This window comes from Streptomyces sp. NPDC047841 (assembly GCF_040704085.1).
In the GTDB taxonomy this organism is placed as follows: Bacteria; Actinomycetota; Actinomycetes; order Streptomycetales; family Streptomycetaceae; genus Streptomyces; species Streptomyces argyrophylli.
This window is the reverse complement of the sequence record NZ_JBEYRP010000007.1, coordinates 28,632-54,911: the sequence shown is the minus strand read 5'-3', so window position 1 is coordinate 54,911 and position 26,280 is coordinate 28,632. Positions and strand designations below refer to the sequence as shown.

Sequence of the window (26,280 nt, the reverse complement as noted above, 5' to 3'; positions counted from 1 at the left end):
CACCCGCCCCACTCCGGACCGGCGCCCAGCCGTGGAATCCCCGCCCTCACCCCCGGCCCTCACGGCCTGCTGGCCGCCGGCGGTGCCGTCGGGCCGTGGCCCTGCGAACCCGGTGTACCCGTCGACGGCCGGGTGCCCTGGGCCGCGGCCTTGGCCCGGCCGGCCACCGCCGTCAGCGGGCGGGCGATGTCCTCCAGGGAGCGGCGCTCGGCCCGTACCGCCAGGAACGCGGCGACCAGCCCGGCCGCGCACATCAGCGCCGCGCCGATGCAGAAGGCGAGGACCGTGTCGCCGACCCGGCCCGTGCCCGTCAGGTCGGCGAACAGCAGCGGACCGCTGATGCCGCCGGCCGCGGTGCCGAGGGCGTAGAAGAACGCGATGGACATCGCCCGCGTCTCCATCGGGAAGATCTCCGACACCGTGAGGTAGGCGCTGGAGGCGCCCGCCGAGGCGAAGAACAGCACCGCGCACCAGCAGGCGGTCAGCGTGCCCGCGCTCAGCGAGCCCCGGTCGAACAGCCAGGCCGTGGCGAACAGCAGCACACCCGACAGCAGGTACGTCGAGGAGATCATCACCCGCCGGCCGACCGTGTCGAAGAGCTTGCCCAGCAGCAGCGGACCGCAGAAGTTGCCGACCGCGATCACCGCGAAGTAGTAGCCGGTGTGACCGGAGGGCACGTCGAAGAACTTGGTCAGGATCGCGCCGAAGCCGAAGGTGATCGCGTTGTACAGGAACGCCTGGCCGATGAAGAGGGAGAAGCCGAGCACCGCCCGCCTGCGGTAACGGCCGAAGACCGTGCGGGCGATCTCCATGAAGGACACGCTCTTGCGCTGGTGGATCTCCAGCTCGCCCTCGGCCGCGGGGAGGGGCTCCCCCCGCTCCTCCTCCACCCGGCGTTCGATGCCGGAGACGATCTCCTCCGCCTCCCGGTCCCTGCCGTGGATCAGCAGCCACCGCGGACTCTCCGGCACATGCCGCCGTACGAGCAGGATGACCAGGGCGAGGACGGTGCCGAGCGCGAACGTCAGGCGCCAGCCGACGTCCTTCGCCAGCAGCCCCGTGTCCAGCGCGACGATCGACAGCAGGGAGCCGCCGACCGCGCCCAGCCAGAAGCTGCCGTTGATGATCAGGTCGACCCGGCCGCGGTAGTTCGCCGGGATCAGCTCGTCGATCGCGGAGTTGATGGCCGCGTACTCACCGCCGATGCCGAAACCGGTCAGGAAGCGGAACAGGAAGAACCACCAGGCCTCCCAGGAGACGGCCGTGAGCGCCGTCGCCGCGAGGTACACCGCCAGGGTGATCATGAAGAGGTTCTTGCGGCCGAAACGGTCGGTCAGCCGGCCCCAGAACAGGGCACCCACGCAGGCGCCCGCCACATACAGCGCGGCGGCGACACCGGTGACCTGACCGGAACTGATAGAAAGACCGCTGCCCGGCTCCGACAACCGGCTGGCGATGTTGCCGACGACCGTGACCTCCAGGCCGTCCAGGATCCACACGGTCCCCAGCCCGATGACGATCGTCCAGTGCCACCGGGACCAGGGCAGGCGGTCGAGCCGGGCGGGGATGTCGGTGGTGAGGGTCCGGCCGGTGCCGGCCTCGGCTGTGCTCATGGGCGCTCCCTCCACGTCCGAAGGACGCAATACCGGGTGCCCTGGCCTGCGCGGAACAGTCCGGTCAGGCCCCCAGCCAGCGCGAGAGGGTGTAGATCACCAACCCGGCCAGGGAACCCACCACCGTGCCGTTGATGCGGATGAACTGCAGGTCCCGGCCGATGTGCGCCTCGATCTTGCGGGTCGTGTGCTCGGGGTCCCAGCTCGCCACCGTGTCCGTGATCAACGAGGTGATCTCCGCGCGGTACGTCGTCACGACGTGCACCGCGGCGCCCTCCACCCAGCTGTCGACCTTGTCCTGCACCTTCGGCTCGGTCGCCATCCGCGCACCCAGCGACAGCAGCGCCGCCCGCACCCGCGTCCGCAGCTCGCTGCGCTCGTCCTCCGCCGCCGCCACGATCATCGACCGTACGGCCGTCCACACCGACGCGATCAGATCCTGCACCTCGCCCCGGCCCAGCACCTCGCCCTTCAGCCGCTCCACCCGCGCCCGGGTGTCCGTGTCGGACTGGAGATCTGAGGCGAAGTCGCTAAGGAAACGGTCCAGCGCGCCACGCGCCGGATGCGAGGGCATGTCCCGCATCTCCGTCACGAACCGCAACAGCTCCTTGTAGACCCGCTCGCCCACCTTCCGGTCCACGAACCGCGGCGTCCAGCCCGGCGCACCCCCCTCCACCGCCACCATCACGTCGTCCCGGTGCAGCACCAGCCAGTCGTGCGCCCGGGCCACCACCAGGTCCACCACCCGCCGGTGCCCGCCGTCGGCGACGATCCGCTCCAGCGTCTTGCCGATGCCCGGCGCGATCTCCTGCGCGTTGGCCCGCCGGGTGATCGCCTCACCGACCACCGCCTGCACATCGGAGTCCCGCAGCACCGTCAGCGCGCCCCGCAGCGCCGTCGCCAGCTCCGCCGTCACCCGGTCCGCGTGCTCCGGCTCGGCCAGCCAGGCCCCCAGCCGGCTGCCGATGCCCACCGCCCGCAGCCGCTGCCGCACCACGTCCCCGGAGAGGAAGTTCTCACCGACGAACTCGCCCAGCGACACACCCAGCTGGTCCTTCTTCGTGGGGATGATCGCGGTGTGCGGGATGGGCAGCCCCAGCGGGTGCCGGAAGAGAGCCGTCACCGCGAACCAGTCGGCGAGCGCACCGACCATGCCCGCCTCGGCCGCCGCCGCCACATAGTCCGTCCACGCCCCGGCACCCGCGTTCCCGGCCACCTTCGCCAGCACGTAGACCACCGCGACGAACAGCAGCATGCCCGTCGCCGTGGCCTTCATCCGGCGCACCCCGCGCCGGCGCTCCTCGTCGGCCGGGGTGAACGCCGTCATCGTCTTGTACGACGCGACCTGCCCCGGTGTTCCCGTCTCGCTAGGTTCCATCAGCTCCACCCGTTCGGTGATCCCGCACACAATTGTCCCTTCCTGCCCGACTCCCGGAACGAAACAGGAGTTCCCGGCGTCTGTCTGAAGGGTTGTCGTGGCAGGGTCCTGTCACATCACCCCGGCCCATGACCCATCATGGGTGAGAAAGATCGGAGCCCCCGGCTCCCATCTGTCGAGGAGAACAACACAAGCGTGACCAAGCGTCATGGTTATGCCGTCCTGAGCGCGCTCGTCGCGCTGGTCGTGGCCCTGTCCGCCGCCCTGTACCTCACCGTCGCCGCCGACGACGGCACCCCCCGCGACACCCTCGGTGACAACCGCCCGCACCGCGACTCCCACGCCGCCCCCGCCTCCACCGGCACCTGGGTCGGCGCCTGGGCCACCGCCCCCGTCGGCGGCGAACCCGGCACCGAGACGGCCGGCCTCGCGGGCCGCTCCGTCCGCAACGTCGTGCACACCAGCGCCGGCGGTACGAGTGCCCGCGTCACGCTGTCCAATCTGTACGGCCAGTCCGCCCTCACCATCAGCCACGCCTCCCTCGCCCTCTCCCTGGGCGACGGCAGCGCGGCCGCCGCCGCGGAAACGATGCGGCGCCTCACCTTCAACGGCGCCCCCGGCGTCGTCATACCCGCCGGCGCACAAGCCGTCAGCGACGCCGTGCACCTCACCCTCCCGCACGACACCGACGTCCTGATCACCACCTACTCCCCCACCCCCTCAGGACCGGTCACCTATCACCCGCGCGCCCGGCAGATCTCCTACGTCGCCACCGGCGACCGCACCGAGGACACCACCGGCACCCCGTACACCGGACAGACCCCGTACTGGCGGTACGTGACGGCCCTCGACGTGCTCAGCAACGAGGCCACCGGCACCGTCGTCGTCTTCGGTGACTCCATCACCGACGGCGTCACCTCCACCACCGGCGCCAACCACCGCTGGCCCGACATCCTCTCCGGCCGGCTGCGCAGCGCCCTGCAAAACGGACGGGAGCTGCCCCGCTACAGCGTCGTCAACGAGGGCATCAGCGGCAACCAGGTCCTCGCCGACGGCCTCGGCCGGCCCGCCGAGAACCAGAGCGGCCTCGACCGCTTCGGCCGCGACGCCCTCGACCGCCCCAACGTCAAGGTCGTCGTCATCGACCTCGGCATCAACGACATCCTGCGCAACCCCCGGCTCGCCGACCCCGACCGCATCGCCACCGGCCTGCGCACCCTCGTCCGCCAGGCCCACGCCCGCGGCCTGAAGGTCATCGGCGCCACCCTCATGCCGTTCAAGGGCCACCACGGCTACACCCCCGCCCGGGAAGCCGTACGCCAACAGGTCAACGCGCGGATCCGCGCCGGCGGGGTCTACGACGCGGTCGTCGACTTCGACAAGACGCTCCGGGACCCCTACGACCCGCGCCGGCTGCGCCCCGAGTACGACTCCGGCGACCACCTGCACCCCAGCGACCTGGGCTACCGCACCATGGCCGAGGTCTTCGACCTCGGCACCCTGAAGGGCGCGGGGCAGGCGGAGCTGTGACCGGGCGGCGAGGAATACTGGCGGACATGACCCGCTTGATCCTCGCCACCCGCAACGCCGGAAAGATCACCGAGCTGAGGGCGATCCTCGCCGAAGCCGGACTCCCCCACGAGCTCATCGGCGCGGACGCCTTCCCGGACGTCCCCGACGTCAAGGAGACCGGCGTCACCTTCGCCGAGAACGCCCTGCTCAAGGCACACGCCCTCGCCCAGGCCACCGGCCTGCCCGCCGTCGCCGACGACTCCGGCCTGTGCGTCGACGTCCTGGGCGGCTCCCCCGGCATCTTCTCCGCCCGCTGGGCCGGCCGCCACGGCGACGACACGGCCAACCTGGACCTGCTGCTGGCCCAGCTCTCGGACATCGCCGAGGAGCACCGGGGCGCCCACTTCGCCTGCGCGGCGGCGCTCGCCCTGCCGGACGGCACGGAGCGGGTGGTGGAGGGACAGCTGCCCGGCACCCTGCGGCACGCCCCGGCCGGCACGAACGGCTTCGGCTACGACCCGATCCTCCAGCCGGACGGCGAGACGCGCACGTGCGCCGAGCTGAGCCCGGAGGAGAAGAACGCGATCAGCCACCGGGGGAAGGCGTTCCGGGCGCTGGTGCCGGTGGTGCGGGAGCTGTTGGGCTGAGCCCACAGAAACGGCCTGCGAGTCACCTTTCGATTCGCAGGCCGTTGCCGTGCGGCGGAAGGGATTCGAACCCTCAAGCCCGATCAGGGGCCACAGATCCTAAGTCTGCTGCGTCGCCATTGCGCCACCGCCGCTAGCCGCTGCCATCGTACCGGGAGTTGCTCAGCGCCTTCCGCCGCCCCTGCACCAGGTGCTCGTGATCGCATGGCAGTTGGGGCACAGCAGCCGCAGGTTCTCCCGCCGGTTGTCGCACCGGTCCCCGTTGACGTGGTCGATCTCCAGCGTCATCGGCATGCCCCGCCACTCAGGGCCGACCCCGCACCCGGCGCACCGTTCAGGAACGCCCACTTCACGGAGCGCACGCCGAAGGCGTTCGGTCGCGATACGGTGCTCGCCCTCGTGCCGCACCAGGACGGCTTCCGGCCGCTTGGCATTCGTGCCCGGCTTGCCTCGCTGATGTGCCTGGCCGAGGAAGTGGGCGGTACAGAGGCCGTCCTCGGCGATCCACTCGCGGAGCATCGCGCGTTGCCCACCGTTGTTCGGACGACCGATGCGACGAAGCACCTCCGCGATGGATGCCGACTCGTGGACCACCGTCCGCAGGACGTCCGGCGCGGGTCTCGCTCGCCTGCCAACGGGAGAGAAGTGCGAGACGTCGATGCCGAAGTGGGCGAATCTTTCCATGAGGTAGGCACGCAGCCGGCCGTACGGCCGGGTGCCGAAGAAGGCGATGACCTCGTCGATGTCCGAGCACTGCGCGGCGGCTTGGCCCAATCGCTCGCGGCTGTACTGCACTCCGCTGCTCATCCGGCACCTGCCCTTGCACGGCCCTTCCCGCGCCCTCGGTAGGTGTCGGTCGTCGAATGGCAGTTGGGACAGAGGAGCCGCAGGTTGTCGGCGCGGTTGTTGCGCCAGTCGCCGTCGATGTGATCGACCTCCAGCGGGAGCGGTTCGCCACGCCAGACCGGCTCGATACCGCACAGGGCACAGCGCTCCTGCACGCCCAGCTCGTTCAGGGCCCTCTTGAGTCGCCGGCTCGGGATACGCCGGGCATGAGCCGACCTGTCCTCGACGAGGATCTCCTCGGGGGGCCGGCGGCGCTGGTTGTCCCTCATCCGCTCGGTTCGGACCACGGGCGTGAAATGCGAGGTGTCGATGCCGTAGGCCTTGATCCGTCGGGCGATGTTGGCCTGGTGACCGCCGACGGAGTCGAGCCCGAGCCGACGCACGACCTCGTTGACGCTCGCGGACACCGCGACGACCGGCTCAAGGATCTCGCGCGTCCACTTCAACCCCTCCGGCTCGAAATGAGACGTGTCGACACCGAGCTTCTTCATCCGCCGCCTGATGTAGTCCCGCCTCGAACTCCCCGGATCCACCCCCAGCCTCTCCAGCGCCTCCGACAACGTTCTCGCCCCGCGCGTCGCCGTCTCCAGCCGTTCCTTCGTGTATGCGCCGGCCCCCATCGAGCCCCCTCCGATCCGGGCGCGCGTTCGCTGCCCGTACGGAGTAACGAACCGGTTATCGGACAGTCACGCCCGGACCGATGGGAAACGGCCCGCGCCGGGGGCTTCCCGGGGCGGGCCGTTCGTGCGGTGGGCGGGGTCAGATGCCCAGGTCCTTGATGATCTTCGCCACGTGGCCGGTGGCGCGGACGTTGTACAGGGCCCGTTCGACCTTGCCCTCCTCGTCCACGACGATCGTGGAGCGGATGACACCCAGGTAGGTCTTGCCGTAGTTCTTCTTCTCGCCGTAGGCGCCGTACGCCTCGGTGACCTTCTTGTCCGGGTCGGCGAGCAGGGTGACCCTCAGGGACTCCTTCTCGCGGAACTTGGCCAGCTTCTCCGGGCTGTCGGGGCTGATGCCGATGACGTCGTAGCCGGCGCCGGCCAGCAGTTCCAGGTTGTCCGTGAAGTCACAGGCCTGCTTGGTGCAGCCTGGGGTCAGCGCGGCCGGGTAGAAGTAGACGATGACCTTGCGGCCCTTGCGGTCCGAGAGGGACACCTCGGTGCCGTCGGCGTCGGGGAGGGTGAAGGCGGGGGCCACGTCCCCCGGCTGGAGTCGCTCGCTCATCGGGCCAGCCTAACCGGGGGGCCTTGCGGTGCGGCGCCGCCCAGAGCTGACAAACTGTCCGGAACAGCATCAGCAGACTTCGGAGGCCGTACGGTGGCGGACACGTCGGACACCAGAACCCCGGCGCAGATCGAGGCGGACATCAAGCGCCGCCGTGAAGTGCTGGCCGAGACGCTCGACGAGATCGGGGTGCGGGTGCATCCGAAGACCATCGTCGGCGATGCGAAGGCCAAGGCCGTCGCCCATGTCGACCACACGGTCGGACGGGCGTACGTGCAGGTCAACCGTGTCGTGAGCGAGGTACGGGCACAGTTCGTGAATGATCAGGGGGCACCGCGCCTGGAGCGGGTGGTGCCCGTCGCGCTCGTCGTCGTGGGGGTCGTGGGGCTGCTCGCCCTCGGGGCCCGGCGGCGCAGGGACTGACCGGGACAGGTAGGTTCGAGCCGTGAGCGCCAACAGAAACGAGCACAGCACACCCCACCACGACAAGCTGCCCATCCGGATGCTGCACGACCGGGTTCTCGTGCGGCAGGAGACCGGTGAGGGCGAGCGGCGGTCGGGGGGCGGCATTCTGATTCCCGCCACCGCGGCGGTCGGCCGGCGGCTGGCCTGGGCCGAGGTCGTCGCCGTCGGCCAGAACGTACGGACGGTGGAGCCCGGGGACCGTGTCCTGTTCGACCCGGAGGACCGGGCGGAGGTGGAGGTGCGGGGCGTGGCGTACGTCCTCATGCGCGAGCGTGACCTGCATGCCGTCGCCGCGGACCGGTTCGAGGGGTCGGAGGACTCCACGGGGCTGTACCTGTAGGACGGGCTGTACCTGGAGGACAGGGAGCGAGAGGGCCGGTGACCATCGTCACCGGCCCTCTTTGCCGTGCTTTTGCTATGTTCGGAAGGAGCCCGACGAGACGCGCCGTACCGGGTCGAAGGCAAAGACGACGCACCTGGAACGACCCGTGGGAAAGTCGCCGCGTCTCGGAGGTGCCGTCATGGCCTGGGTTCTGCTCGTCGTCGCCGGTCTGCTGGAAGTGGGCTGGTCGATCGGGATGAAGTACAGCGAGGGGTTCACCCGGCCCGTCCCCAGTCTGTTCACCGGCGCGGGCATCGTCGCGAGCATGGTCCTGCTGTCGTACGCCGCGAAGTCCCTGCCCATCGGTACGGCGTACGGGGTGTGGGTGGGTATCGGCGCGGCCGGTGCGGCGGTGCTCGGCATGGTGGTGCTGGGTGAGCCGGTCACCGCCGCCCGGATCTTCTTCGTGTGCCTGCTGCTGGTCGCCGTGGTGGGGCTGAAGGCGACCAGCGGTCACTGAGGCGTCAGGGGTGACGACGCCAGTGGTTACGACGTCAGGCGTCAGGCGTCAGGTGCCGGTGAAGCCTCCCGGGCCCCCGTCCGCCCCGGTGGTGCCGCCGCCCGGTGTACCGCCCGCGGCGGTCCCGCCGCCGGTGGGCGTGCCTCCGCCGGTCGTGTCCCCGCCGCCGGTGGTGGCGCCGCCGTCCGTGGTGGTCCCTCCGCCGGTCGGGGTGCCGCCGCCGGTGGTGGCGCCCCCGTCCGTGGTCGTGCCGCCGTCGGTCGGGGTGCCGCCGCCCGTGGTGCCGCCGTTCGTCGGGGTGCCGCCGCCGGTGGTGCCGCCGTTGGTCGGGGTGGCCCCGCCGGTGGTGCCGCCGGCCGTGGGGGTGGCGGTGGCGCCGCCGGCGTTGCCGCCGCCGTCGGTGCCGGGCTGGGCGGTGCTGGTGGCGGGCGGCTCCTGGACCTGGTCGGCGCCCCGCTGGAGCTGCAGGTCGAACTTGCTCACCGGCTTGCCCTGCAGCGCGTCGTGCGTGTACTGCGCCCAGATCTGGGTGGGCGGGCCGCCGCCGTTCATACGCTGCTGGCCGAGCGCCCCGTACAGCGGCTGGTGCTTGGCCGTCACCGGGTCCTGGCCCATGACGGAGACCACCGTGGCCAGCTCCGGGGTGTAGCCGGCGAACCAGGCGGCGGTGTCGCTCTCGGCGGTACCGGTCTTGCCGGCCGCCGGACGGCCCGCGGCCTGGGCGGCCGTGGCGGTGCCGCTCTCGACCACGCTCTGCAGGACCGAGGTCGTGGTGTCGGCGGCCTCCCGGCTGACGGCCTGCTTGGCCGGCTGCTCGGGCAGCTTGACCGCGTCGGTGCCGTCCTTGGTGATCTTCTCGACCAGGGTGTACGTGCCGTGCTTGCCGTGGTTGGCGAGCGTGGCGTAGGCCTCCGCCATGTCCAGGACGCTGGCGGTGGCGGTGCCGAGGGCGATGGACGGGTACGGCTGGAGGTCCGGGGTGCCGGAGGGGATGCCCAGGTCGATCGCGGTCTGCTTGACCTTGGCGGGGCCGACGTCGACGGCCATCTGCGCGTAGACCGAGTTCACCGACGCGTCGGTGGCCTTGCGGACGGTGATCGGGCCGTACGACTTCTGGTCCTCGTTCTCGGGGGCGTAGGCGCCGCCGTTCCAGCCCTGGACGGGGCGCTGGTTGGTGCCGTCGTAGACCGTGTTCGGGGTGATGGCGCGGCCGTCCTGGGTGGTGGACCCGTTCTCCACGGCGGAGGTGAACACGAACGGCTTGAACGTGGAGCCGACCTGGAAGTCACCGCGGGTGGCGCCGTTGGTGTACTGCTTCACGTAGTCGATGCCGCCGTACATCGCGACGACCTTGCCCGTCTTGGGGTCGACGGAGGCGCCGCCGGCCCGGACGTAGGTGTCCGCCTTGCGGTTCTTCTTGTCCAGCTTGGACATCAGCTGGTCGTCGACCGCCTTGACGAAGGCGTCCTGCCGGTCCTTCTGGATGGTGGTGGTGATGCGGTAGCCGCCGGCCGTGAGGTGGTCGGAGTCGATGATGTTGTTGGCGGTGAGGTACTGCTTGACCGCCTCCACGAGGTAGCCGCGCTGGCCGGACATGCCGGTGGAGACCGTCTGCTCCTTCGGCATCGGGAACTTCATGCCGGCGCGCTTGGACTCGCTGAGCCAGCCCTTGGTGACCATGCCGTCCAGGACGTAGTTCCAGCGGGCGACGGCCGCCTTGCGGTTCTCCGGGTGGGCGACGACGTCGTACTCGCTGGGCGCGTTGACGAGCGCGGCGAGGTAGGCGGCGCGGGCCGGGTCGAGGTCGGCGGCGTCGCGGCCGTAGTAGGCCTGGGACGCGGCCTGGATGCCGTAGGCGTTGCGGCCGAAGTAGCTGGTGTTGAGGTAGCCCTCCAGGATCTCGTCCTTGGACTTGTTCCGGTCGAGCTTGATGGCGATGAAGAACTCCTTGGCCTTGCGGGTGACCGTCTGTTCCTGGGCCAGGTAGTAGTTCTTCACGTACTGCTGGGTGATCGTCGAGCCGGACTGCTTGCCCTTGCCGGTCGCGGTGTTCCAGCCGGCCCGGAGCATCGCCTTGGGGTCGATGGCGGACTCGGTGTAGAAGTCGCGGTCCTCGGCGGCCAGTACGGCGTGCTGGGCGTCCTTGGAGACCTGGGCGAGGGTGACGTTCTCGCGGTTGACCTCGCCGTCGCGGGCCAGCTGCGAGCCGTCGGCGTACAGGAAGACGTTGCTCTGCTTGGTCGCGAACGCGTTGGCCGGCGGGATCTTCACCAGGGAGTACCCGACGAAGAACAGGCCGACGAGCAGCAGTACGCCGACGAAGAAGGTGCCGAGCAGCATGCGCCAGGTGGGGATGATCCGCCGCCAGCCGGTCCGCTTGGGCCGCTTGCCCTTCTTGCCCTTCTTGCCCTTGCCGCCGGCGGTCTCACCGTCGGTGGCGGGGAGGGTGGTGGTGAGGGCTCCGGTGGCGTTCTGGGGATCGGTGCCGGGGCCGGCGGCCGGGGCGGCTGCGGCGCCGGTCGCCGACGCGGCGGCGGGTTTGGCGGCCTGGGCGCCGGCTGCCGCTCCGGCGCCGGCTCCCGCCGCGGCGGTGCCGGCCGCGCGGGCGGCGCGGGCGGCCCGGGCGGCGGCCGGGGAGGAGGGAGCGGCGGCACCGGACGCCTGGGCGGCGCGGTTCTCGCCGCCGGGACGGGGCACGGTGGGGGGAGGGGTACTGCGGGTGGGGTCCGGCTCACCGGCGGGCTCACCGGAGCGGGGCGCGTTGACCCGCCGGAGCACCTGCGTGGTCTCGGGCGCGGGGGCGGAGTCGGCCTCCTGCCGGGCGCCGGAACGCGGTTCGCGGGGCGGGGTGACACGGCGGAGCACCTGGGTGCTCTCGGCGGGCGGCTCCTGCCCGGAGCCGCCCGGCTTCCCGCCGCCGGCGGACGCGCCCCCGGCGGCGCGGGCACCCCTGTCACCGTCGGCAGCCGCGGCCGCGCCGGACACCGGCCCGTCGCCGGAGTCCGCGCGCCGGCCGGGCACCGGAGCGCGACCGGGCTCCGAGCCGCGGCCGGACGCCACGCCGGCACCCCCGGCCGACGGCCCCCCGGACACCGGGCCACGCCCGGACTCCGACCCACCGCCGGACGTCCGGCCAGACCCGTCCTGCGAACCCCGCCCGGCGGCCGGGCCGCCGTCGGCTCCCTGCTCACGTCCGGTTGCCGAACCACGACCAGGTGCCGGGGCACGGCCCGACTCCGAGCCGTCGCCGGACACCGGGCCACGGCCGGCGGCCGGGCCACCGGCAGCTTCCCGCCCACGCCCCGATTCCGCGGCACGCCCCGTCGCCGGGCCGCTCCCGGACGCCGGCCCACGGCCGGACCCCGAGCCGTCGCCGGACACCGGGCCACGGCCAGGCGCCCCGGAGGCTGTGCTTCCGGCGGTTCCCGCGGCACCCGTCTGTTCCGTGCGGGCGCGGGCCGCCTGGCGGGCTCGGGCGATGGACGCCGTCCGGTCCCGGTCCTGTTCGGCTGGGTCCCCGGGGCGGGAGTCGTCCTGGGAGGACGTGCCCGGCCCGCCGGTGCGGTTCCGGGACGCCGGGCCCGGCGTGCCGGAGCCGGGGCGGGCCGGGGAGTCCGCCGGGCCGTTGCCGGTCCCGGCCGTCCGGCCCGCGCCTCGCTCAGCCGCCTCCGGGCCACCCGCACCGGCGCCACGGGTGCCGTCGGCCCCCCGCTCGCCGCGCTGCGGCTCCCCCGCGCTCCCGGCCCGACCGGCGCCCGGGAACCCCTCGGCGCCCTCGGCCCCGTCAGCACGCCCGGCCCGCCCGGCGCTCTCGGCGCGCCCGGCACCTCCACGGCTGCCGGTGTCCCCGGCGCCCTTCGACGCACCCTCACCGTCCCGGGCGCCCCCGGCACTCACACCACCGTCACGGCCCTCGGGCCCCCCGGCGCGTGCGCTGGTGTCGCTCCTGGTGCCCTCCGTGGGATTCGGTGGTGCGCTGCTCGGTTCGCGGCGTCCCGGGTTTCCGGGCCCTTCAGCCGGCAGCGGCTTTTTCGGTGCCACGCCTTCGTTCCGCTGCTGCGGCTGCGGCTCGTCGCTCATGTCGTGCACGGACTCCTGTTTCGCGTCGTACGTTCCCGTACGCCTCGTACGCTTCTGCGCTCCCCCTGTTTGAAGACTCTCGCACCTGGCGTTCCGTTCCCGGATTCCGGCACGCTTCCGACCGGAAATCGCGTGGCCGGCCACCGGGCCTCCGGACTAGGCTCCTGCGCTTCGGTGTCGAGCGGTCCGAGGAGGTCGACTGGCGTGGGCGCGGGACGGTTGTACGCGGCCGTGGCGACAGGGGGATTCAGACGGTACGCGACCTACCGGGCCGCCACTGCGGCAGGGGTGTTCACGAACACCGTCTTCGGTCTCGTCCTCGTCTACACGTACCGCGCCCTGTGGGACGAGAGGCCCCATCTGGGCGGGTACGACCAGGCGCAGGCCGTGACGTACGTCTGGCTGGGGCAGGCGTTCCTGTCGACCCTCGCGATCGGGGGCGGCGGCGTCGAGGACGAGTTGATGGAGCGCATCCGTACGGGGGACGTGGCGATCGACCTGTACCGGCCCGCCGATCTCCAGCTGTGGTGGCTGGCGGCGGACCTCGGCCGGGCGTTCTTCCAGCTGCTGGGCCGGGGCCTGGTCCCGTTCGTGTTCGGCGCGCTGTGCTTCCCGGTGTACCTGCCCGCCGACGCCGGCACGTGGGTGGCGTTCCTCGTGGCGGTGGTCCTGGCCATGCTGGTCGGTTTCGGCATCCGCTACCTGGTGGCGCTGAGCGCGTTCTGGCTGCTGGACGGCGCCGGTGTGGCGCAGATGGCGTGGCTGCTGGGCGTCTTCTGCTCGGGCATGCTGCTGCCGCTGAACGTGTTCCCGGGCGCGCTCGGTGACGTCGTACGGGTGCTGCCCTGGTCGTCGCTGCTGCAGGGCCCGGCGGACGTGCTGCTGGGGCGCGCGGACCCGCTGCCCACCTATCTCTTCCAGGCCGCGTGGGCGGTGGCGCTGCTGGGGGCCGGGCGGCTGGTGCAGTCGGCGGCCACGCGCCGGGTGGTGGTGCAGGGTGGCTGAGATCCAGGGTACCGGCCAGGGCCCCCGCCAGGCTCCCGGCCCGGCCCGCCGGCTGGCCGAGGGCGTGCGGGCGTACCGGCTGATCGCGGGGATGTGGGTGCGCTCCACGATGGCCTACCGGGCGTCCTTCGCCATGACCACGTTCGGGAACTTCGCCGCGACCTTCCTCGACTTCGTCGCGATCATGCTGATGTTCTCCCGGGTGGACGCCCTGGGCGGCTACCCGCTGCCCGAAGTGGCGTTCCTGTACGGCCTGTCCGCGACCTCCTTCGGGCTGGCGGACCTGGCGATCGGGTCGATGGACCGGCTGGGCCGGCGGGTCAGGGACGGCACGCTGGACACCCTGCTGGTGCGCCCGGCGCCGGTGCTGGCGCAGGTGGCGGCGGACCGGTTCGCGCTCAGGCGGCTGGGCCGGGTGACGCAGGGGGCGCTGGTGCTGGGCTGGTCGCTGACCCGGGTGGACATCGACTGGACGGCGGACAGGCTGCTGCTGATGCCGGTGATGGTGGTGAGCGGCTGCGGCATCTTCTGCGCGGTGTTCGTGGCGGGCGCGGCGTTCCAGTTCGTGGCGCAGGACGCCTCGGAGGTGCAGAACGCCTTCACCTACGGCGGTACGACGCTGCTCCAGTACCCGCCGACCGTGTTCGCGAAGGAGCTGGTGCGCGGGGTGACCTTCGTGCTGCCGCTGGCCTTCGTCAACTGGCTGCCCGCGACCTATGTGCTGGGGCGGCCGTACCCGCTGGGCCTGCCGGAGTGGACCGCGTTCACGCCCCCGCTGGTGGCGGTCGGCTGCGGCGCGCTCGCGGGGCTGGCCTGGCGGGCGGGACTTCGTTCGTACCGCAGCACAGGGAGCTAGCGTGAGTGACGTGATCACAGGGGACGACGGCATCGCACGGGACGGCGTCCCGGGGGACGGCTTCATCGCGCTGGAGCGGGTCGAGAAGGTCTTCGAGGTGCGCCGCAGGACCGGGTTCCTGCGGCGGGAGCGGCACGAGGTGCGGGCGGTGGACTCGCTGTCGTTCACCGTGGGGCGCGGCGAGATGGTCGGGTACATCGGGCCGAACGGCGCCGGGAAGTCGACGACGATCAAGATGCTGACCGGGATCCTGACGCCGAGTGCCGGGCGGCTGCGGGTGGCGGGCATCGATCCGGCGCGGGAGCGGTCGCGGCTCGCGCACCGGATCGGGGTGGTGTTCGGTCAGCGGACCACGCTGTGGTGGGACCTGCCGCTGATCGACTCCTACCGGCTGGCGCACCGCATGTACCGCATCCCGGACGCCCGTTACCGCGAGAACCTGGACCGGCTGGTGCAACTGCTCGACCTGGGCGCCCTGTTGGACGTGCCGGTGCGGCAGCTGTCGCTGGGGCAGCGGATGCGCGGTGACATCGCGGCGGCGCTGCTGCACGACCCGGACGTGCTGTACCTGGACGAGCCGACGATCGGTCTGGACGTCGTGTCGAAGGCCAGGGTGCGGGAGTTCCTGCGGGAGGTGAACGCCGAGCGCGGCACGACGGTGCTGCTCACCACGCACGACCTCCAGGACATCGAGCAGTTGTGCTCGCGGGTGATGGTGATCGACCACGGGCGCCTGGTGTACGACGGTGCGCTGGCGGGGCTGCACGAGGCCGGCGAGAGCGAGCGGACGCTGGTGGTGGACCTGGAGCGGGAGCTGCCGCCGGTCCAGGTGCCGTCGGCCCGGGTGGTGCGGGTGGAGGGCCCCCGGCAGTGGCTGGCGTTCCCGGCGGGGCAGTCGGCGGCGCCGGTGGTGGCGCATCTGGCCGCCTGGTACCCGCTGGTGGACCTGTCGGTGCGGGAGCCGGACATCGAGGCCGTCATCGCCCGGATGTACGCGGAGAAGGCGGTCTCGTAGGCTGCCGGCATGAGCGACGACGCAGTCCCGGACCTCCGCGCGTCCGACGCCGACCGTGACCGGGTCGCCGAGGTCCTGCGGGACGCCCTGGCCGAGGGCCGGCTCGACATGGCGGAGTTCGACGAGCGGCTGGAGGCGGCCTACAAGGCGCGGACGTACGGCGAGCTGGCGCCGCTGACCCGCGACCTGCCGGTGGCCGGCGCCGCCGCACCGGCCCAGCCGGTCTCCTTCGTCAAGTCCCCGGCGGCGGGCGGTGGCTGGGCGGGCCGGATCACCGGCGCGGAGGGCTCCTCGAGGGGCGCGGTGGCGATCCTGTCGGGCTTCGAGCGCAAGGGCCGCTGGACGGTGCCGAGGCGGTACTCCTGCCTCACGTTCCTGGGCGGCGGCGAACTCGACCTGCGCGAGGCGGACTTCGCCGCCGGTGAGGTCGAGATCCACTGTGTGGTGATCATGGGCGGGGTCCAGGTGATCGTGCCGCCCGGTGTCGAGGTCGTCGTGCGCGGCATCGGTGTGATGGGGGCCTTCGAACACCCGCGGGACGACGGCCCGCCCGAGCCGGGCGCGCCCCGCGTGATCATCGGCGGGGTCGCGTTCTGGGGCGGGGTGGGCGTGGAGCGCAAGCTTCCGCGCGGGGAGCGCAAACGCCTGAAGAAGCTGCGCTGAGCGCGGTCCGCCGTGGGTCCGCCCCTACGACGTGCAGACCTTGGTCAGCTCTCCGGCCGCGTCCGTCACGGGACTGACGTCCGGTGTCCCGTCGCCGTTCCTGATGGCCGTGCGTACCGTGCCGACCGCCTGCTGAAGGTCGTCCACGGCCTTGTTGACGTCGGTGTCGTCCGTCTTGTCGCCGATCTTCCGCAGGCTCTTCTCGATGGAGTCGAGCGACGCGTCGGCCTGGGAGGGGTCGTTCGCCGCGTTCTCCACGGCCTGCTGGAGTCCGGTGACGTTGTCGGCGATGGCGTCGGCGGTCTGCACGCAGTCCAGCGCCTTGTCCACGGCGTCGCAGCCGGTGCTGAGGCCGGCGGCGAGCGCGGCGGTCGCTACGGCGGCGACAACGGTGAGTCGGCGTCGGCTGGCGGCCATGGTGGTGTCCCTCCCCTGGGTACGGCTGGCCGGGCGCACGCCGGTGAGCCGTGCGCCCGTACCCACTGGGACGTCGCGGGGGTCCGCCGGGTTGCCCCGCCGACTTGGGGACTTCTTTACGCGCGCGTGGCCGCCAGTGCCGCCTGCTGGATGACGGCGAGTTCCCGGCAGCCGGTGACGGCGAGGCCGAGCAGGGCGTCGAGTTCCTCGCGGGCGAACGGCGCGGCCTCGGCGGTGCCCTGGACCTCGACGAAGCGGCCGTCGCCGGTGCAGACGACGTTCATGTCGGTGTCGGCGCGCACGTCCTCCTCGTAGCAGAGGTCGAGCAGCGGGACCCCGCCGACGATGCCGACGGAGACGGCGCTCACGGTGCCGGTGAGCGGCTGCCGGCCGGCCTTGACCAGCTTCTTGCCCTGGGCCCAGGCGACGGCGTCGGCGAGCGCGACGTACGCGCCGGTGATGGCGGCCGTGCGCGTGCCGCCGTCGGCCTGGAGGACGTCGCAGTCGAGGACGACGGTGTTCTCGCCGAGCGCCTTGTAGTCGATGACGGCGCGCAGGGAGCGGCCGATGAGCCGGGAGATCTCGTGGGTGCGGCCGCCGATCCTGCCCTTGACGGACTCGCGGTCGCCGCGGGTGTTGGTGGCGCGGGGCAGCATGGCGTACTCCGCGGTGACCCAGCCTTCGCCGCTGCCCTTGCGCCAGCGCGGGACGCCCTCGGTGACGGAGGCGGTGCAGAAGACCTTGGTGTCGCCGAAGGAGACGAGGACGGAGCCCTCGGCGTGCTTGCTCCATCCGCGTTCGATGGTGACCGGGCGGAGCTGTTCGGGGGTACGGCCGTCGATGCGAGACATGGCGCTGAGCCTAGCCGTACACGGGGAAGGGGCTCTTCCGGTGTCGGGAAGAGCCCCTTCGGGGTGAACCGGGGCGGCTCACATCATGTCTTCGATCTCCGCGGCGATCGGGTCGGCGTCGGTGCCGATGACGACCTGGATGGCCGTGCCCATCTTGACGACGCCGTGGGCGCCGGCGGCCTTCAGGGCGGCCTCGTCGACCAGAGCGGGGTCGGACACCTCGGTGCGCAGCCGGGTGATGCAGCCCTCGATCTCCTCGATGTTGTCGATGCCACCGAGTCCGGCGACGATCTTCTCAGCCTTGCTGGCCATGTTCCTTCTCCCTGCTCCGAACCGCTTTGTCGCAGTAACCCACAGTTGGCCCATCTTCGCGAGCGGTCATGCCGTCCGTGCCGGATGATGGCGATCACGACAGCGGAACCGTCCGTCGACTGGTCTACACCACCGTGGGGAAGGTCGCCAAACCCATGAGTGCACCGAGCACGGCGGGTCCCGCGCGGGCCCGTCGGCACCGCGCGTTCCAGGGCCTGCAGAAGATGGGCCGCAGCCTTCAGCTCCCCATCGCGGTGCTGCCGGCGGCGGGCATCCTCAACCGGCTCGGCCAGCCCGACGTGTTCGGTGCCGACGGTCTGGGCTGGACCGGCGTCTCGAAGGTGATGAAGGGCGCGGGCGGCGCGCTGCTCGACGGCTCGCTCGGCCTGCCCCTGCTGTTCTGCGTGGGGGTCGCGATCGGGATGGCGAGGAAGGCGGACGGCTCCACGGCGCTGGCGGCGGTGACCGGCTTCCTCGTCTACTACAGCGTGCTGCACCAGTTCCCGCAGCGGTGCCCGGGCGGCTCCTCGGCGGTGCCGGACGTGGGCTGCCAGGTGAGCTCCGGCGCGGGGGTGGGGGCGGTGACGCCGTTCACGTTCCAGAACCCGGGGGTGTTCGGCGGCATCGTGATGGGGCTGCTGGCGGCCTTCTTCTGGGCGCGGTACCACCGCACGCGGCTGGTGGACTGGCTGGGCTTCTTCAACGGCCGCCGGCTGGTGCCGATCATCATGGCGTTCGTGGCCATCGCGTTCGCGGCGCTGTGCCTGTGGGTCTGGCCGCCGGTCGGCGACGCGCTGGAGAGCCTGAGCCGCTGGCTGCGGGACGCGGGCGCCTGGGGGGCCGGCGTGTTCGGTGTCGCCAACCGCGCGCTCCTCGTGATCGGCCTGCACCAGTTCCTGAACGTGCCCCTCTGGTTCCAGTTCGGCACGTACACGCCGCCGGGCGGCAGGCCCGTGCACGGCGACATCAACATGTTCCTCGCCGGGGACCCGGACGCCGGCCAGTTCACCTCGGGCTTCTTCCCGATCATGATGTTCGCGCTGCCGGCCGCCGCGCTGGCCATCACGCACTGCGCGCGGCCGGAGCGGCGCACGGAGGTCGGCGGCCTGATGCTGTCGGTCGCGCTGACGTCGTTCGTGACCGGCATCACCGAGCCGCTGGAGTACTCGTTCCTGTTCATCGCGCCCGCCCTGTACGCGGTGCACGCGGTGCTCACCGGGGTGTCGATGGCGGTGACCTGGGCGCTCGGGGTGCACGACGGCTTCAGCTTCTCGGCGGGCCTGATCGACTACGTGATCAACTGGAACCTGGCGACGAGACCGTGGGCGATCGTCCCGATCGGCCTGTGCTTCGCGGCCGTGTACTACCTGGTGTTCCGCGTCGCGATCACGCGGTTCGACCTGAAGACGCCGGGACGGGAGCCGGCGGAGGACGTCGAGGACGTCACCAAGGTCTAGCGGCGCACAGCGCGTAGCGCCGCGGTAGCGGATTCGCGGGTTCCTTACGCCGCCTTCATCGTGCTACAACAGGTCTACACCACAGGTGGTGTAGACCAGAGACGCTGCCGTCCCCTTCCATGGTTCCCGGGCGGCGCCTTGCCCGATGGAGGAAGTTGTGACCACGGCCAGCGCCGCACCGGCGGCCGAGAAGAAGAAGGGCGCCGGAGCGATGGCGGTGCTCCAGCGCATCGGCCGCAGCCTGATGCTGCCGGTCGCCGTGCTGCCCGCCGCCGCCCTCCTGGTGCGCCTCGGCAACACCGACATGCTGGGCCGCGCGTCCTTCCCGGCCTTCCTGACCAAGATAGCGTCGTTCATGGCGGCCGGCGGCAACGCCATCCTCGACAACATGGCGCTGCTGTTCGCCGTCGGCATCGCGATCGGCTTCGCCAAGAAGTCGGACGGCTCCACCGCACTCGCCGCCGTCGTCGGCTACCTGGTCTTCAAGAACGTGCTCGCCACGTTCACCGACAAGAACCTGCCGAAGGTGGCCGCCGTCGTCGACGGCAAGGTCGTCATGCAGAACGCCCCGGTGGACGCCAAGGTCCTCGGCGGCGTGGTGATGGGCATCGTCGTCGCCCTGCTGTACCAGCGCTTCTACCGCACCAAACTGCCCGACTGGGCGGGCTTCTTCGGCGGCCGCCGGCTCGTCCCGATCCTGTCGGCCTTCGCGGGCCTCGTCATCGGCATCGTCTTCGGCTACATCTGGCCGGTCCTCGGTACGGGCCTGCACAACTTCGGCGAGTGGCTGGTGAAGTCGGGCGCGGTCGGCGCGGGCATCTTCGGTGTCGCCAACCGTGCGCTGATCCCGATCGGCATGCACCACCTGCTCAACTCGTTCCCGTGGTTCCAGGCGGGCGAGTACCACGGCAAGAGCGGTGACATCGCGCGCTTCCTGGCCGGCGACCCGCACGCGGGCCAGTTCATGACCGGTTTCTTCCCGATCATGATGTTCGCCCTGCCGGCCGCGTGCCTGGCGATCGTCCACTGCGCCCGGCCCGAGCGCCGCAAGGTCGTCGGCGGCATGATGTTCTCGCTGGCGCTGACGTCCTTCGTCACCGGCGTCACCGAGCCCATCGAGTTCACCTTCATGTTCATCGCGCCGATCCTGTACGCGATCCACGCGGTCCTCACCGGTGTCTCGATGGCGCTGACCTGGGCGCTGGGCATGAAGGACGGCTTCGGCTTCTCGGCGGGCGCGGTCGACTTCGGCCTCAACCTGGGCATCGCGAGCAATCCGTGGGGCCTGGTCCTGGTCGGCCTGTGCTTCGCAGTGGTCTACTACGTGATCTTCCGTTTTGCGATCACCAAGTTCGACCTGCCGACCCCGGGCCGCGAGTCCGACGAGGAACTGGCGGAACTGCAGAAGGCAGAGGCCAAGTAACCGCGTATACGGAGGGCCCCGGAACCTCTTCGGTTCCGGGGCCTTCCGTATGCGCGTGGCGTCAGATCTCGTACGTCTGTCCCGGTGCCGCCAGGTGCACCGGGCCGTCGAACACCTCACGGGCGTCCCGCAGGTTCACCTCGGGGTCGGTCCACGGCGGGATGTGGGTGAGGACGAGTCGCCGCGCGCCCGCGCGGGCCGCCGTCTGTCCCGCCTCGCGGCCGTTGAGGTGCAGGTCGGGAATGCTCTCCTTGCCGTGCGTGAACGCGGCCTCGCACAGGAACAGGTCGGTGTCCCGGGCCAGCTCGTCCAGCGCCGCGGTGACGCCGGTGTCGCCGGAGTACGTCAGGGACCTGCCGCCGTGCTCGATCCGGACGGCGTACGCCTCCACGGGGTGGCGGACCCGCTCGGTGTGCACGGTGAACGGGCCGACCTCGAACGTGGACGGCTTCACCGTGTGGAAGTCGAAGACCTCGCTCATCGAGGAGGCGGAGGGGGTGTCCGCGTAGGCCGTGGTCAGGCGGTGCTCGGTGCCCTCGGGGCCGTGGACCGGCAGCGGGTCGCACCGGCCGCCGTCATGGCGGTAGTAGCGCGCCACGAAGTACGCGCACATGTCGATGCAGTGATCGGCGTGCAGATGGCTGAGGAAGATCGCGTCGAGGTCGTAGAGACCGCAGTGGCGCTGCAGCTCGCCGAGGGCGCCGTTGCCCATGTCGAGGAGCAGCCGGAAGCCGTCGGCCTCGACGAGGTAGCTCGAACAGGCCGATTCCGCGGACGGGAACGACCCCGAGCAGCCGACGACGGTGAGCTTCATGAAGCAGAAACCTCCGTAGGCGGGTAACCGGTGGGCGGGACGTAAACCCCTTGAGGGGCGGGGGCTGTCGGGGGTCGTGCGGTCCGTCGAGCGTAAGGCGCGAAAGCGCGGGTCGCTCCTCCGCCCGGGGCCGTTGTGGGCGAACTCACCTGCGCTGTCACCGGTTCGGCTGGAAGCAGGGCGCACGAGGATCGGAAGAGGGCGCGCGATGTCCGTCGCGCGCCGGTAACGTCGTCGTATGGACACGTCCTGGTGGCTGGCGCTCGCGGCGGTGGTACTGCTCGCGCTGGTCGCCACGCTCGTCGACGGCTGGGGCCGCGGGCACCGTCCCGGTGGCCGGCGCCCGCGGGCCCCGGGCCGCCCGGGAACGCGGACGGCACACGCCGTACGGCCCCGCCCCGGGGACATCTGGTGGGCGGAGGTCCCCTACGAGGACCGGGCCGGGGCCAAGGACCGGCCCTGTCTGGTGCTGGCCGTGCGCGGCGGCCGGGCCACCGTCGCGAAGATCACCGGCAAGTACCACGACGAGCGCTGCGGGGTGATCCCGCTGCCGCCCGGCGCGGTCGGCGACACCCAGGGGCGGCCCAGCTTCCTGCGGACCGACGAGCTGCGCGAGGTCCCGGTGGACGCCTTCCGCCGCCGGGTGGGCGTGGTCGACCCGGTCCTGTGGGACCAGGTCCGGCACCTGGCCGGTTAGCTCCGCCTCACCGGACGCGCACGGTGACCGTCCAGTCCTCGACGCCCTTGCAGGAGACCTGGCCCGGTGCGGTCGGCTCGGCGCACAGCGGGCGGGACGACGTGAGCTCCACCGTGCCGGCGGCCACGGCCCGGTACGCGGCCGTGGCGTCACCCGGCTGGAGTACGAAGCCCGCGTTGACGGCCTCCAGTCCCGTACCGCGCGCGGCGACCGGGCGCCAGGGGCGGGCCCGGGTGCCGTCCAGGGTCAGCCGGACCTCGCCGCCCTCGGTCACGCAGACGGTACGGCCGTGATCGGCGGCCGTCAGCTCGACGTGACCGGTGCAGTCGCCGGCGGACTCGGTGGGCGACGGCGTGCCCGTGCGGGCCGGCGCCGACACCTTGTCGCTGCTCCCGGTGTCCTGCTGGGAGCCGCAGCCCGCGAGGAGCAGCGCTGCCGCCGCGGGGGCGAGGAGCGTCGTACGGCGCATGGGGTCCGCCTTTCTGCCGGTGTCCTGGTACGGATGTGACGTACCACCGGCGCGCGCGGATCCGCCGCCGCGGGACACCTAGGCCCAGAGCTGGCCGTGGAGTGTCGCGATGGCCTCTTCCGTGGTGGCCGCGGTGTAGACGCCGGTGGAGAGGTACTTCCAGCCGCCGTCGGCCACGATGAAGACGATGTCGGCGCTCTCGCCCGCCTTGACGGCCTTCCGGCCGACGCCGATCGCCGCGTGCAGGGCGGCGCCGGTGGAGACGCCCGCGAAGATGCCCTCCTGCTGGAGCAGTTCTCGGGTGCGGGTGACCGCGTCGGCCGAGCCGACCGAGAACCGGGTGGTCAGGACGGACGCGTCGTACAGCTCGGGGACGAAGCCCTCGTCGAGGTTGCGCAGGCCGTAGACCAGGTCGTCGTAGCGCGGCTCGGCGGCGACGATCTGGACGCCCGGCTTGTGCTCGCGCAGATAGCGGCCGACGCCCATGAGGGTGCCGGTGGTGCCGAGGCCCGCCACGAAGTGGGTGACCGAGGGCAGGTCGGCGAGGATCTCGGGGCCGGTCGTGGCGTAGTGGGCGCCCGCGTTGTCCGGGTTGCCGTACTGGTAGAGCATCACCCAGTCGGGGTGCTCGGCGGCCAGTTCCTTGGCCACGCGCACGGCGGTGTTGGAACCGCCGGCGGCCGGGGAGGAGATGATCTCGGCGCCCCACATGCCGAGCAGGTCCCGGCGCTCCTGCGAGGTGTTCTCCGGCATCACGCACACCATCCGGTAGCCCTTGAGCTTGGCCGCCATGGCGAGGGAGATACCGGTGTTGCCGGAGGTGGGTTCGAGGATCGTGCAGCCCGGGGTCAGCCGGCCGTCCTTCTCCGCCTGCTCGATCATGTGCAGGGCGGGCCGGTCCTTGACCGAGCCGGTGGGGTTGCGGTCCTCCAGCTTGGCCCAGATCCGCACGTCCGGGGACGGCGACAGCCGCGGCAGGCGCACCAGGGGGGTGTTGCCCACCGCGGCCAGCGGGGAGTCGTAGCGCATCGCTGCTCGGTGACCGATCAGCGCATGCCGCCGGCGACGGCCGGCAGGATCGTGACGTTGTCGCCGTCCGTCAGCTTGGTGTTGATGCCGTCCAGGAAGCGGACGTCCTCGTCGTTGAGGTACACGTTGACGAAGCGGCGCAGCTGCTCGCCGTCCACGATGCGGGCCTGGATGCCCGCGTGCCGCGACTCCAGGTCGGCGAACAGCTCGGCGAGGGTGCTCCCGTTGCCCTCCACCGCCTTCTGACCGTCGGTGTACTGGCGGAGGATGGTGGGGATGCGGACCTCGATGGCCATGGTTGCGGGCTCCTGTCGGGAAGTGTCGGAAGGTGTGGGCGCGCGGCGCGGCACGCCGCGGCTCACGGCCGTACGGCGGCGGGGAACGTCAACAGATGGCGCTGTTCAGCCTGCACAGATCGACGTGCAGCCGCGCCACGAGCAGTGTGCCCGGCGCCTTCTCGCTCACGTCGTTCAGAACCATGGGCTCATCGTATCGATTCCCGGTCCGGGTTCCGGAGTGTGATTCCACATCCCGGACTACATCCGACCGGGTACTGAGATCAGTACGCCTCGACGACCTTGACCTCCTCCTCGGTGACCTCCCCTTCCAGGATGCGGAAGGAGCGGAACTGGAACTCTCCGGCGCCGTCGGTGTCGGCGGTGGACACCAGGACGTAGTGCGCGCCGGGCTCGTTGGCGTAGCTGATGTCCGTCCGGGAGGGGTACGCCTCGGTCGCGGTGTGGGAGTGGTAGATGATCACCGGCTCCTCGTCGCGGTCGTCCAGCTCGCGGTAGAGCTTGAGCAGGTCCTGGGAGTCGAACTCGTAGAAGGTGGGCGAGCGGGCCGCGTTGAGCATCGGGACGAAGCGCTCGGGGCGGCCGGAGCCCACCGGTCCGGCGACCACCCCGCACGCCTCGTCGGGGTGGTCCGCGCGCGCGTGGGCGACGATCTGGTCGTGGAGCGCCTGGGTGATGGTCAGCATGGGGGTCAGGATAAGCAAAGGGGCCGTCCCGTACCGAGGAGTGGTACGGGACGGCCCACATGCCGGACGTCCTGAGCGGCGGCCGCCGGGGGCGCCACGAGAGCTCCCGACGGCCGGACGTCCTTTCCGGAGGGTCTTGCGGGGTCCGCCCCGGGGTTTTCCGGGGTTTCCCCGGAAACCTTCCGGGGTCAGCCCACCTTCTCGAACTCCGGATCGCGGCGGTCCGCGATGGACGGCGTCCGGGACTTCAGGACCAGCCAGCCGATGCCGAGGGCGACCGCCCAGACCGCCATGACGTACAGGCAGACGCGGGAGTCGGCGTCGTAGGCGATGAGACCGGTGACGAAGAGCAGGAAGGCGATGGCGATGTAGGAGCACACCGCGCCGCCCGGCGCCGGGAAGGAGCTGGTGGGCAGCCGGCCCGCGTCGACCGCCCGGCGGTAGAGGACGTGGCTGATCAGGATCATCAGCCAGGTCCAGATGCCGGCCGCGGTGGCGACGGAGGTGACGTAGCCGAAGGCCTTCTCCGGGACGACGTAGTTCAGGACGACGCCGATGCCCATGAACAGCACCGAGACGGTGATGCCGAGCGCGGGGGTCTTGGTCGACGACAGCTTCGAGAAGACCCGCGGGGCCTCGCCGTTGTCGGCGAGGGTGCGCAGCATGCGGCCGGTGGAGTACATGCCGGAGTTGCAGGACGACAGGGCGGCGGTGAGCACCACGAAGTTGACGATGCCGGCGCCGGCCGGGATGCCGATGACCGCGAACGCCTTCACGAAGGGGCTGACGCCCGGCGCGAACTCGGTCCACTTCACCACGCACAGGATGACGGTGAGGGCACCGACGTAGAAGAGCGCGATGCGCCAGGGCAGCGTGTTGATGGCCTTCGGGAGGGTCTTCTCCGGGTTCTCGGACTCGCCGGCGGTGACGCCGACCAGCTCGACGGCGAGGTAGGCGAACATCACGCCCTGGAGGGTCATCAGCGAGGAGCCGATGCCCTTGGGGAAGAAGCCGTCGAACTGCCACAGGTTCGCCACGTGCGCGGTGTCGCCCGCGGCGCTGAAGCCGAAGGTGAGCACGCCGAGGCCGATCACGATCATGCCGATCAGGGCCGTGACCTTGACCATGGAGAACCAGAACTCGATCTCGCCGAACAGCTTCACCGAGATCAGGTTGGCCACGAACAGGACCACGAGGAAGACCAGGGCCGTCACCCACTGCGGGATGCCGGGGAACCAGTAGTGGACGTAGATCGCCGCGGCCGTCAGCTCGGCCATGCCGGTCACGACCCACATCAGCCAGTACGTCCAGCCGGTGAAGTAGCCGAAGAACGGGCCGAGGAACTCCCGGGAGTACTCGGCGAAGGAGCCGGAGACCGGGCGGTAGAGCAGCAGTTCGCCCAGGGCCCGCATGATGAAGAAGATGATCACGCCGGCGAGGGCGTACATCAGGATGAGGCTGGGACCGGCCTTGGCGATGTTCGCGCCGGCGCCCAGGAAGAGCCCGACGCCGATCGCGCCGCCGATCGCGATCATCTGGACCTGACGGCTGCCGAGCCCTCGCTCGTACCCCTCCTCAGGGGTGGTGGTGACCTTCTCAGAGGTCATGTGTGGTGCGCCTTTCTCCATGCCGACCCGGGCCTTTCGTCGGCCTCGGATCGGGTCTCGATCCCCCCGGATG

Annotated in this window: 27 protein-coding genes, 1 tRNA gene, 1 pseudogene and 1 riboswitch; of the genes and pseudogenes, 12 read left to right on the top strand and 17 right to left on the bottom strand. The window is 71.5% G+C overall.

The window, feature by feature from the left end; all coding sequences use genetic code 11:
• Window positions 1-59: 59 nt before the first annotated feature.
• The gene (locus AB0947_RS12700; protein WP_366750355.1) at window positions 60-1,613 is read right to left on the bottom strand and encodes an MFS transporter; all 1,554 of its coding nucleotides are present in this window, start codon (window positions 1,611-1,613) and stop codon (window positions 60-62) included.
• A gap of 64 nt (window positions 1,614-1,677) precedes the next feature.
• Complete coding sequence (locus tag AB0947_RS12695) at window positions 1,678-2,991, bottom strand: DUF445 domain-containing protein (protein WP_366750354.1); 1,314 nt, start codon at window positions 2,989-2,991, stop codon at window positions 1,678-1,680.
• A 195-nt stretch (window positions 2,992-3,186) separates the two neighbouring features.
• Between AB0947_RS12695 and AB0947_RS12690 the strand changes: the two genes are divergently transcribed.
• Together AB0947_RS12690 and rdgB are read left to right on the top strand one after the other, a co-directional pair.
• Window positions 3,187-4,521: an SGNH/GDSL hydrolase family protein gene (locus AB0947_RS12690; protein WP_366750353.1), complete on the top strand. Its 1,335-nt coding sequence runs from the start codon at window positions 3,187-3,189 to the stop codon at window positions 4,519-4,521.
• A gap of 26 nt (window positions 4,522-4,547) precedes the next feature.
• The gene (gene rdgB, locus AB0947_RS12685) at window positions 4,548-5,150 is read left to right on the top strand and encodes an RdgB/HAM1 family non-canonical purine NTP pyrophosphatase (protein ID WP_366750352.1); all 603 of its coding nucleotides are present in this window, start codon (window positions 4,548-4,550) and stop codon (window positions 5,148-5,150) included.
• A gap of 50 nt (window positions 5,151-5,200) precedes the next feature.
• Here rdgB and AB0947_RS12680 read toward each other — a convergent pair.
• The 4 genes from AB0947_RS12680 to bcp all read right to left on the bottom strand — a co-directional run bounded on the left by AB0947_RS12680 (window position 5,201) and on the right by bcp (window position 7,223).
• Window positions 5,201-5,284 (bottom strand) — tRNA-Leu (locus AB0947_RS12680).
• A gap of 28 nt (window positions 5,285-5,312) precedes the next feature.
• Window positions 5,313-5,957: an HNH endonuclease gene (locus AB0947_RS12675; protein WP_366750351.1), complete on the bottom strand. Its 645-nt coding sequence runs from the start codon at window positions 5,955-5,957 to the stop codon at window positions 5,313-5,315.
• Window positions 5,954-6,616, bottom strand: coding sequence for an HNH endonuclease signature motif containing protein (locus AB0947_RS12670; protein ID WP_366750350.1), 663 nt, complete (start codon window positions 6,614-6,616; stop codon window positions 5,954-5,956). Before AB0947_RS12670 ends, AB0947_RS12675 begins: the two co-directional genes overlap by 4 nt.
• Before the next feature lie 139 nt (window positions 6,617-6,755).
• The gene (gene bcp / locus AB0947_RS12665; RefSeq protein WP_366750349.1) at window positions 6,756-7,223 is read right to left on the bottom strand and encodes a thioredoxin-dependent thiol peroxidase; all 468 of its coding nucleotides are present in this window, start codon (window positions 7,221-7,223) and stop codon (window positions 6,756-6,758) included.
• Between the two features lie 93 nt (window positions 7,224-7,316).
• Here bcp and AB0947_RS12660 point away from each other — a divergent pair, with 93 nt between their 5' ends.
• The 3 genes from AB0947_RS12660 (at window position 7,317) to AB0947_RS12650 (ending at window position 8,530) form a co-directional block, all read left to right on the top strand.
• Window positions 7,317-7,646: a DUF3618 domain-containing protein gene (locus tag AB0947_RS12660; RefSeq protein ID WP_366750348.1), complete on the top strand. Its 330-nt coding sequence runs from the start codon at window positions 7,317-7,319 to the stop codon at window positions 7,644-7,646.
• A 22-nt stretch (window positions 7,647-7,668) separates the two neighbouring features.
• Window positions 7,669-8,028, top strand: a complete 360-nt coding sequence (locus AB0947_RS12655; protein ID WP_014672972.1) for a co-chaperone GroES — start codon at window positions 7,669-7,671, stop codon at window positions 8,026-8,028.
• Window positions 8,029-8,092: 64 nt separating this feature from the next.
• A riboswitch (guanidine-III (ykkC-III) riboswitch) is annotated at window positions 8,093-8,165 on the top strand.
• Window positions 8,166-8,209: 44 nt separating this feature from the next.
• On the top strand, window positions 8,210-8,530 hold the full coding sequence (locus AB0947_RS12650; RefSeq protein WP_103810145.1) for a multidrug efflux SMR transporter: 321 nt from the start codon (window positions 8,210-8,212) through the stop codon (window positions 8,528-8,530).
• A 48-nt stretch (window positions 8,531-8,578) separates the two neighbouring features.
• Here the strand turns inward: AB0947_RS12650 and AB0947_RS12645 are convergent, their stop codons facing one another.
• Entirely contained in the window at window positions 8,579-11,395 is a 2,817-nt protein-coding gene (locus AB0947_RS12645) for a transglycosylase domain-containing protein (RefSeq protein WP_366750601.1), read from the bottom strand.
• Between the two features lie 1,419 nt (window positions 11,396-12,814).
• Between AB0947_RS12645 and AB0947_RS12640 the strand changes: the two genes are divergently transcribed.
• The 4 genes and pseudogenes from AB0947_RS12640 to AB0947_RS12625 form a co-directional block, all read left to right on the top strand.
• Window positions 12,815-13,615 carry an ABC-2 family transporter protein gene (locus AB0947_RS12640; RefSeq protein WP_366750347.1) on the top strand — a complete coding sequence of 267 codons (801 nt, stop codon included), beginning with the start codon at window positions 12,815-12,817 and terminating at the stop codon, window positions 13,613-13,615.
• Window position 13,616: 1 nt separating this feature from the next.
• Window positions 13,617-14,471 carry an ABC transporter permease gene (locus AB0947_RS12635; protein WP_366750600.1) on the top strand — a complete coding sequence of 285 codons (855 nt, stop codon included), beginning with the start codon at window positions 13,617-13,619 and terminating at the stop codon, window positions 14,469-14,471.
• A 1-nt stretch (window position 14,472) separates the two neighbouring features.
• Window positions 14,473-15,486, top strand: coding sequence for an ABC transporter ATP-binding protein (locus tag AB0947_RS12630; RefSeq protein WP_366750346.1), 1,014 nt, complete (start codon window positions 14,473-14,475; stop codon window positions 15,484-15,486).
• A gap of 9 nt (window positions 15,487-15,495) precedes the next feature.
• Window positions 15,496-16,146, top strand: a pseudogene (locus AB0947_RS12625) (DUF1707 domain-containing protein); the annotation flags it as partial.
• A 27-nt stretch (window positions 16,147-16,173) separates the two neighbouring features.
• Here the strand turns inward: AB0947_RS12625 and AB0947_RS12620 are convergent.
• The 3 genes from AB0947_RS12620 to AB0947_RS12610 form a co-directional block, all read right to left on the bottom strand.
• Window positions 16,174-16,566, bottom strand: coding sequence for a hypothetical protein (locus AB0947_RS12620; protein WP_366750345.1), 393 nt, complete (start codon window positions 16,564-16,566; stop codon window positions 16,174-16,176).
• Window positions 16,567-16,682: 116 nt separating this feature from the next.
• Window positions 16,683-17,417, bottom strand: coding sequence for a ribonuclease PH (gene rph / locus AB0947_RS12615; RefSeq protein WP_366750344.1), 735 nt, complete (start codon window positions 17,415-17,417; stop codon window positions 16,683-16,685).
• A gap of 78 nt (window positions 17,418-17,495) precedes the next feature.
• Window positions 17,496-17,729, bottom strand: a complete 234-nt coding sequence (locus AB0947_RS12610) for a glucose PTS transporter subunit EIIB (RefSeq protein ID WP_014672981.1) — start codon at window positions 17,727-17,729, stop codon at window positions 17,496-17,498.
• 155 nt (window positions 17,730-17,884) lie between these two features.
• On the opposite strand from AB0947_RS12610, the gene AB0947_RS12605 reads away from it, so the two are divergent.
• Both AB0947_RS12605 and AB0947_RS12600 read left to right on the top strand, forming a co-directional pair.
• Window positions 17,885-19,186, top strand: coding sequence for a PTS transporter subunit EIIC (locus tag AB0947_RS12605; protein ID WP_366750343.1), 1,302 nt, complete (start codon window positions 17,885-17,887; stop codon window positions 19,184-19,186).
• A gap of 157 nt (window positions 19,187-19,343) precedes the next feature.
• Complete coding sequence (locus AB0947_RS12600) at window positions 19,344-20,609, top strand: PTS transporter subunit EIIC (RefSeq protein WP_366750342.1); 1,266 nt, start codon at window positions 19,344-19,346, stop codon at window positions 20,607-20,609.
• 61 nt (window positions 20,610-20,670) lie between these two features.
• Here AB0947_RS12600 and AB0947_RS12595 read toward each other — a convergent pair whose 3' ends face one another.
• Window positions 20,671-21,423: an MBL fold metallo-hydrolase gene (locus AB0947_RS12595; RefSeq protein WP_366750341.1), complete on the bottom strand. Its 753-nt coding sequence runs from the start codon at window positions 21,421-21,423 to the stop codon at window positions 20,671-20,673.
• A 238-nt stretch (window positions 21,424-21,661) separates the two neighbouring features.
• On the opposite strand from AB0947_RS12595, the gene AB0947_RS12590 reads away from it, so the two are divergent.
• Window positions 21,662-22,120 (top strand): type II toxin-antitoxin system PemK/MazF family toxin, encoded by a 459-nt coding sequence (locus AB0947_RS12590; RefSeq protein ID WP_366750340.1) that lies wholly within the window; start codon window positions 21,662-21,664, stop codon window positions 22,118-22,120.
• 7 nt (window positions 22,121-22,127) lie between these two features.
• Here AB0947_RS12590 and AB0947_RS12585 read toward each other — a convergent pair whose 3' ends face one another.
• The 6 genes from AB0947_RS12585 to AB0947_RS12560 all read right to left on the bottom strand — a co-directional run bounded on the left by AB0947_RS12585 (window position 22,128) and on the right by AB0947_RS12560 (window position 26,207).
• The gene (locus AB0947_RS12585; RefSeq protein WP_366750339.1) at window positions 22,128-22,589 is read right to left on the bottom strand and encodes a hypothetical protein; all 462 of its coding nucleotides are present in this window, start codon (window positions 22,587-22,589) and stop codon (window positions 22,128-22,130) included.
• 78 nt (window positions 22,590-22,667) lie between these two features.
• On the bottom strand, window positions 22,668-23,618 hold the full coding sequence (locus tag AB0947_RS12580) for a cysteine synthase (protein ID WP_366750338.1): 951 nt from the start codon (window positions 23,616-23,618) through the stop codon (window positions 22,668-22,670).
• Window positions 23,619-23,635: 17 nt separating this feature from the next.
• Entirely contained in the window at window positions 23,636-23,914 is a 279-nt protein-coding gene (locus AB0947_RS12575) for a MoaD/ThiS family protein (protein ID WP_366750337.1), read from the bottom strand.
• Between the two features lie 88 nt (window positions 23,915-24,002).
• Window positions 24,003-24,098 (bottom strand): putative leader peptide, encoded by a 96-nt coding sequence (locus AB0947_RS12570; RefSeq protein WP_309550412.1) that lies wholly within the window; start codon window positions 24,096-24,098, stop codon window positions 24,003-24,005.
• Window positions 24,099-24,177: 79 nt separating this feature from the next.
• Window positions 24,178-24,600: a M67 family metallopeptidase gene (locus tag AB0947_RS12565; RefSeq protein ID WP_171155802.1), complete on the bottom strand. Its 423-nt coding sequence runs from the start codon at window positions 24,598-24,600 to the stop codon at window positions 24,178-24,180.
• Between the two features lie 188 nt (window positions 24,601-24,788).
• On the bottom strand, window positions 24,789-26,207 hold the full coding sequence (locus AB0947_RS12560; RefSeq protein ID WP_366750336.1) for an amino acid permease: 1,419 nt from the start codon (window positions 26,205-26,207) through the stop codon (window positions 24,789-24,791).
• Between the last annotated feature and the right edge of the window lie 73 nt (window positions 26,208-26,280).

What these genes read in the sequence shown, in the direction of transcription:
- AB0947_RS12700 (WP_366750355.1), bottom strand. Translation starts at nt 1,613, where the DNA reads ATGAGCACAGCCGAGGCCGGCACCGGCCGGACCCTCACCACCGACATC.
- rdgB (WP_366750352.1), top strand. Translation starts at nt 4,548, where the DNA reads ATGACCCGCTTGATCCTCGCCACCCGCAACGCCGGAAAGATCACCGAG.
- AB0947_RS12570 (WP_309550412.1), bottom strand. Translation starts at nt 24,098, where the DNA reads ATGGTTCTGAACGACGTGAGCGAGAAGGCGCCGGGCACACTGCTCGTG.
- AB0947_RS12605 (WP_366750343.1), top strand. Translation starts at nt 17,885, where the DNA reads ATGAGTGCACCGAGCACGGCGGGTCCCGCGCGGGCCCGTCGGCACCGC.
- AB0947_RS12565 (WP_171155802.1), bottom strand. Translation starts at nt 24,600, where the DNA reads ATGCTGACCATCACCCAGGCGCTCCACGACCAGATCGTCGCCCACGCG.
- AB0947_RS12590 (WP_366750340.1), top strand. Translation starts at nt 21,662, where the DNA reads ATGGACACGTCCTGGTGGCTGGCGCTCGCGGCGGTGGTACTGCTCGCG.
- AB0947_RS12560 (WP_366750336.1), bottom strand. Translation starts at nt 26,207, where the DNA reads ATGACCTCTGAGAAGGTCACCACCACCCCTGAGGAGGGGTACGAGCGA.
- AB0947_RS12580 (WP_366750338.1), bottom strand. Translation starts at nt 23,618, where the DNA reads ATGCGCTACGACTCCCCGCTGGCCGCGGTGGGCAACACCCCCCTGGTG.
- AB0947_RS12675 (WP_366750351.1), bottom strand. Translation starts at nt 5,957, where the DNA reads ATGAGCAGCGGAGTGCAGTACAGCCGCGAGCGATTGGGCCAAGCCGCC.
- AB0947_RS12650 (WP_103810145.1), top strand. Translation starts at nt 8,210, where the DNA reads ATGGCCTGGGTTCTGCTCGTCGTCGCCGGTCTGCTGGAAGTGGGCTGG.
- AB0947_RS12610 (WP_014672981.1), bottom strand. Translation starts at nt 17,729, where the DNA reads ATGGCCAGCAAGGCTGAGAAGATCGTCGCCGGACTCGGTGGCATCGAC.
- AB0947_RS12585 (WP_366750339.1), bottom strand. Translation starts at nt 22,589, where the DNA reads ATGCGCCGTACGACGCTCCTCGCCCCCGCGGCGGCAGCGCTGCTCCTC.
- AB0947_RS12695 (WP_366750354.1), bottom strand. Translation starts at nt 2,991, where the DNA reads ATGGAACCTAGCGAGACGGGAACACCGGGGCAGGTCGCGTCGTACAAG.
- AB0947_RS12595 (WP_366750341.1), bottom strand. Translation starts at nt 21,423, where the DNA reads ATGAAGCTCACCGTCGTCGGCTGCTCGGGGTCGTTCCCGTCCGCGGAA.
- bcp (WP_366750349.1), bottom strand. Translation starts at nt 7,223, where the DNA reads ATGAGCGAGCGACTCCAGCCGGGGGACGTGGCCCCCGCCTTCACCCTC.
- AB0947_RS12620 (WP_366750345.1), bottom strand. Translation starts at nt 16,566, where the DNA reads ATGGCCGCCAGCCGACGCCGACTCACCGTTGTCGCCGCCGTAGCGACC.
- rph (WP_366750344.1), bottom strand. Translation starts at nt 17,417, where the DNA reads ATGTCTCGCATCGACGGCCGTACCCCCGAACAGCTCCGCCCGGTCACC.
- AB0947_RS12670 (WP_366750350.1), bottom strand. Translation starts at nt 6,616, where the DNA reads ATGGGGGCCGGCGCATACACGAAGGAACGGCTGGAGACGGCGACGCGC.
- AB0947_RS12575 (WP_366750337.1), bottom strand. Translation starts at nt 23,914, where the DNA reads ATGGCCATCGAGGTCCGCATCCCCACCATCCTCCGCCAGTACACCGAC.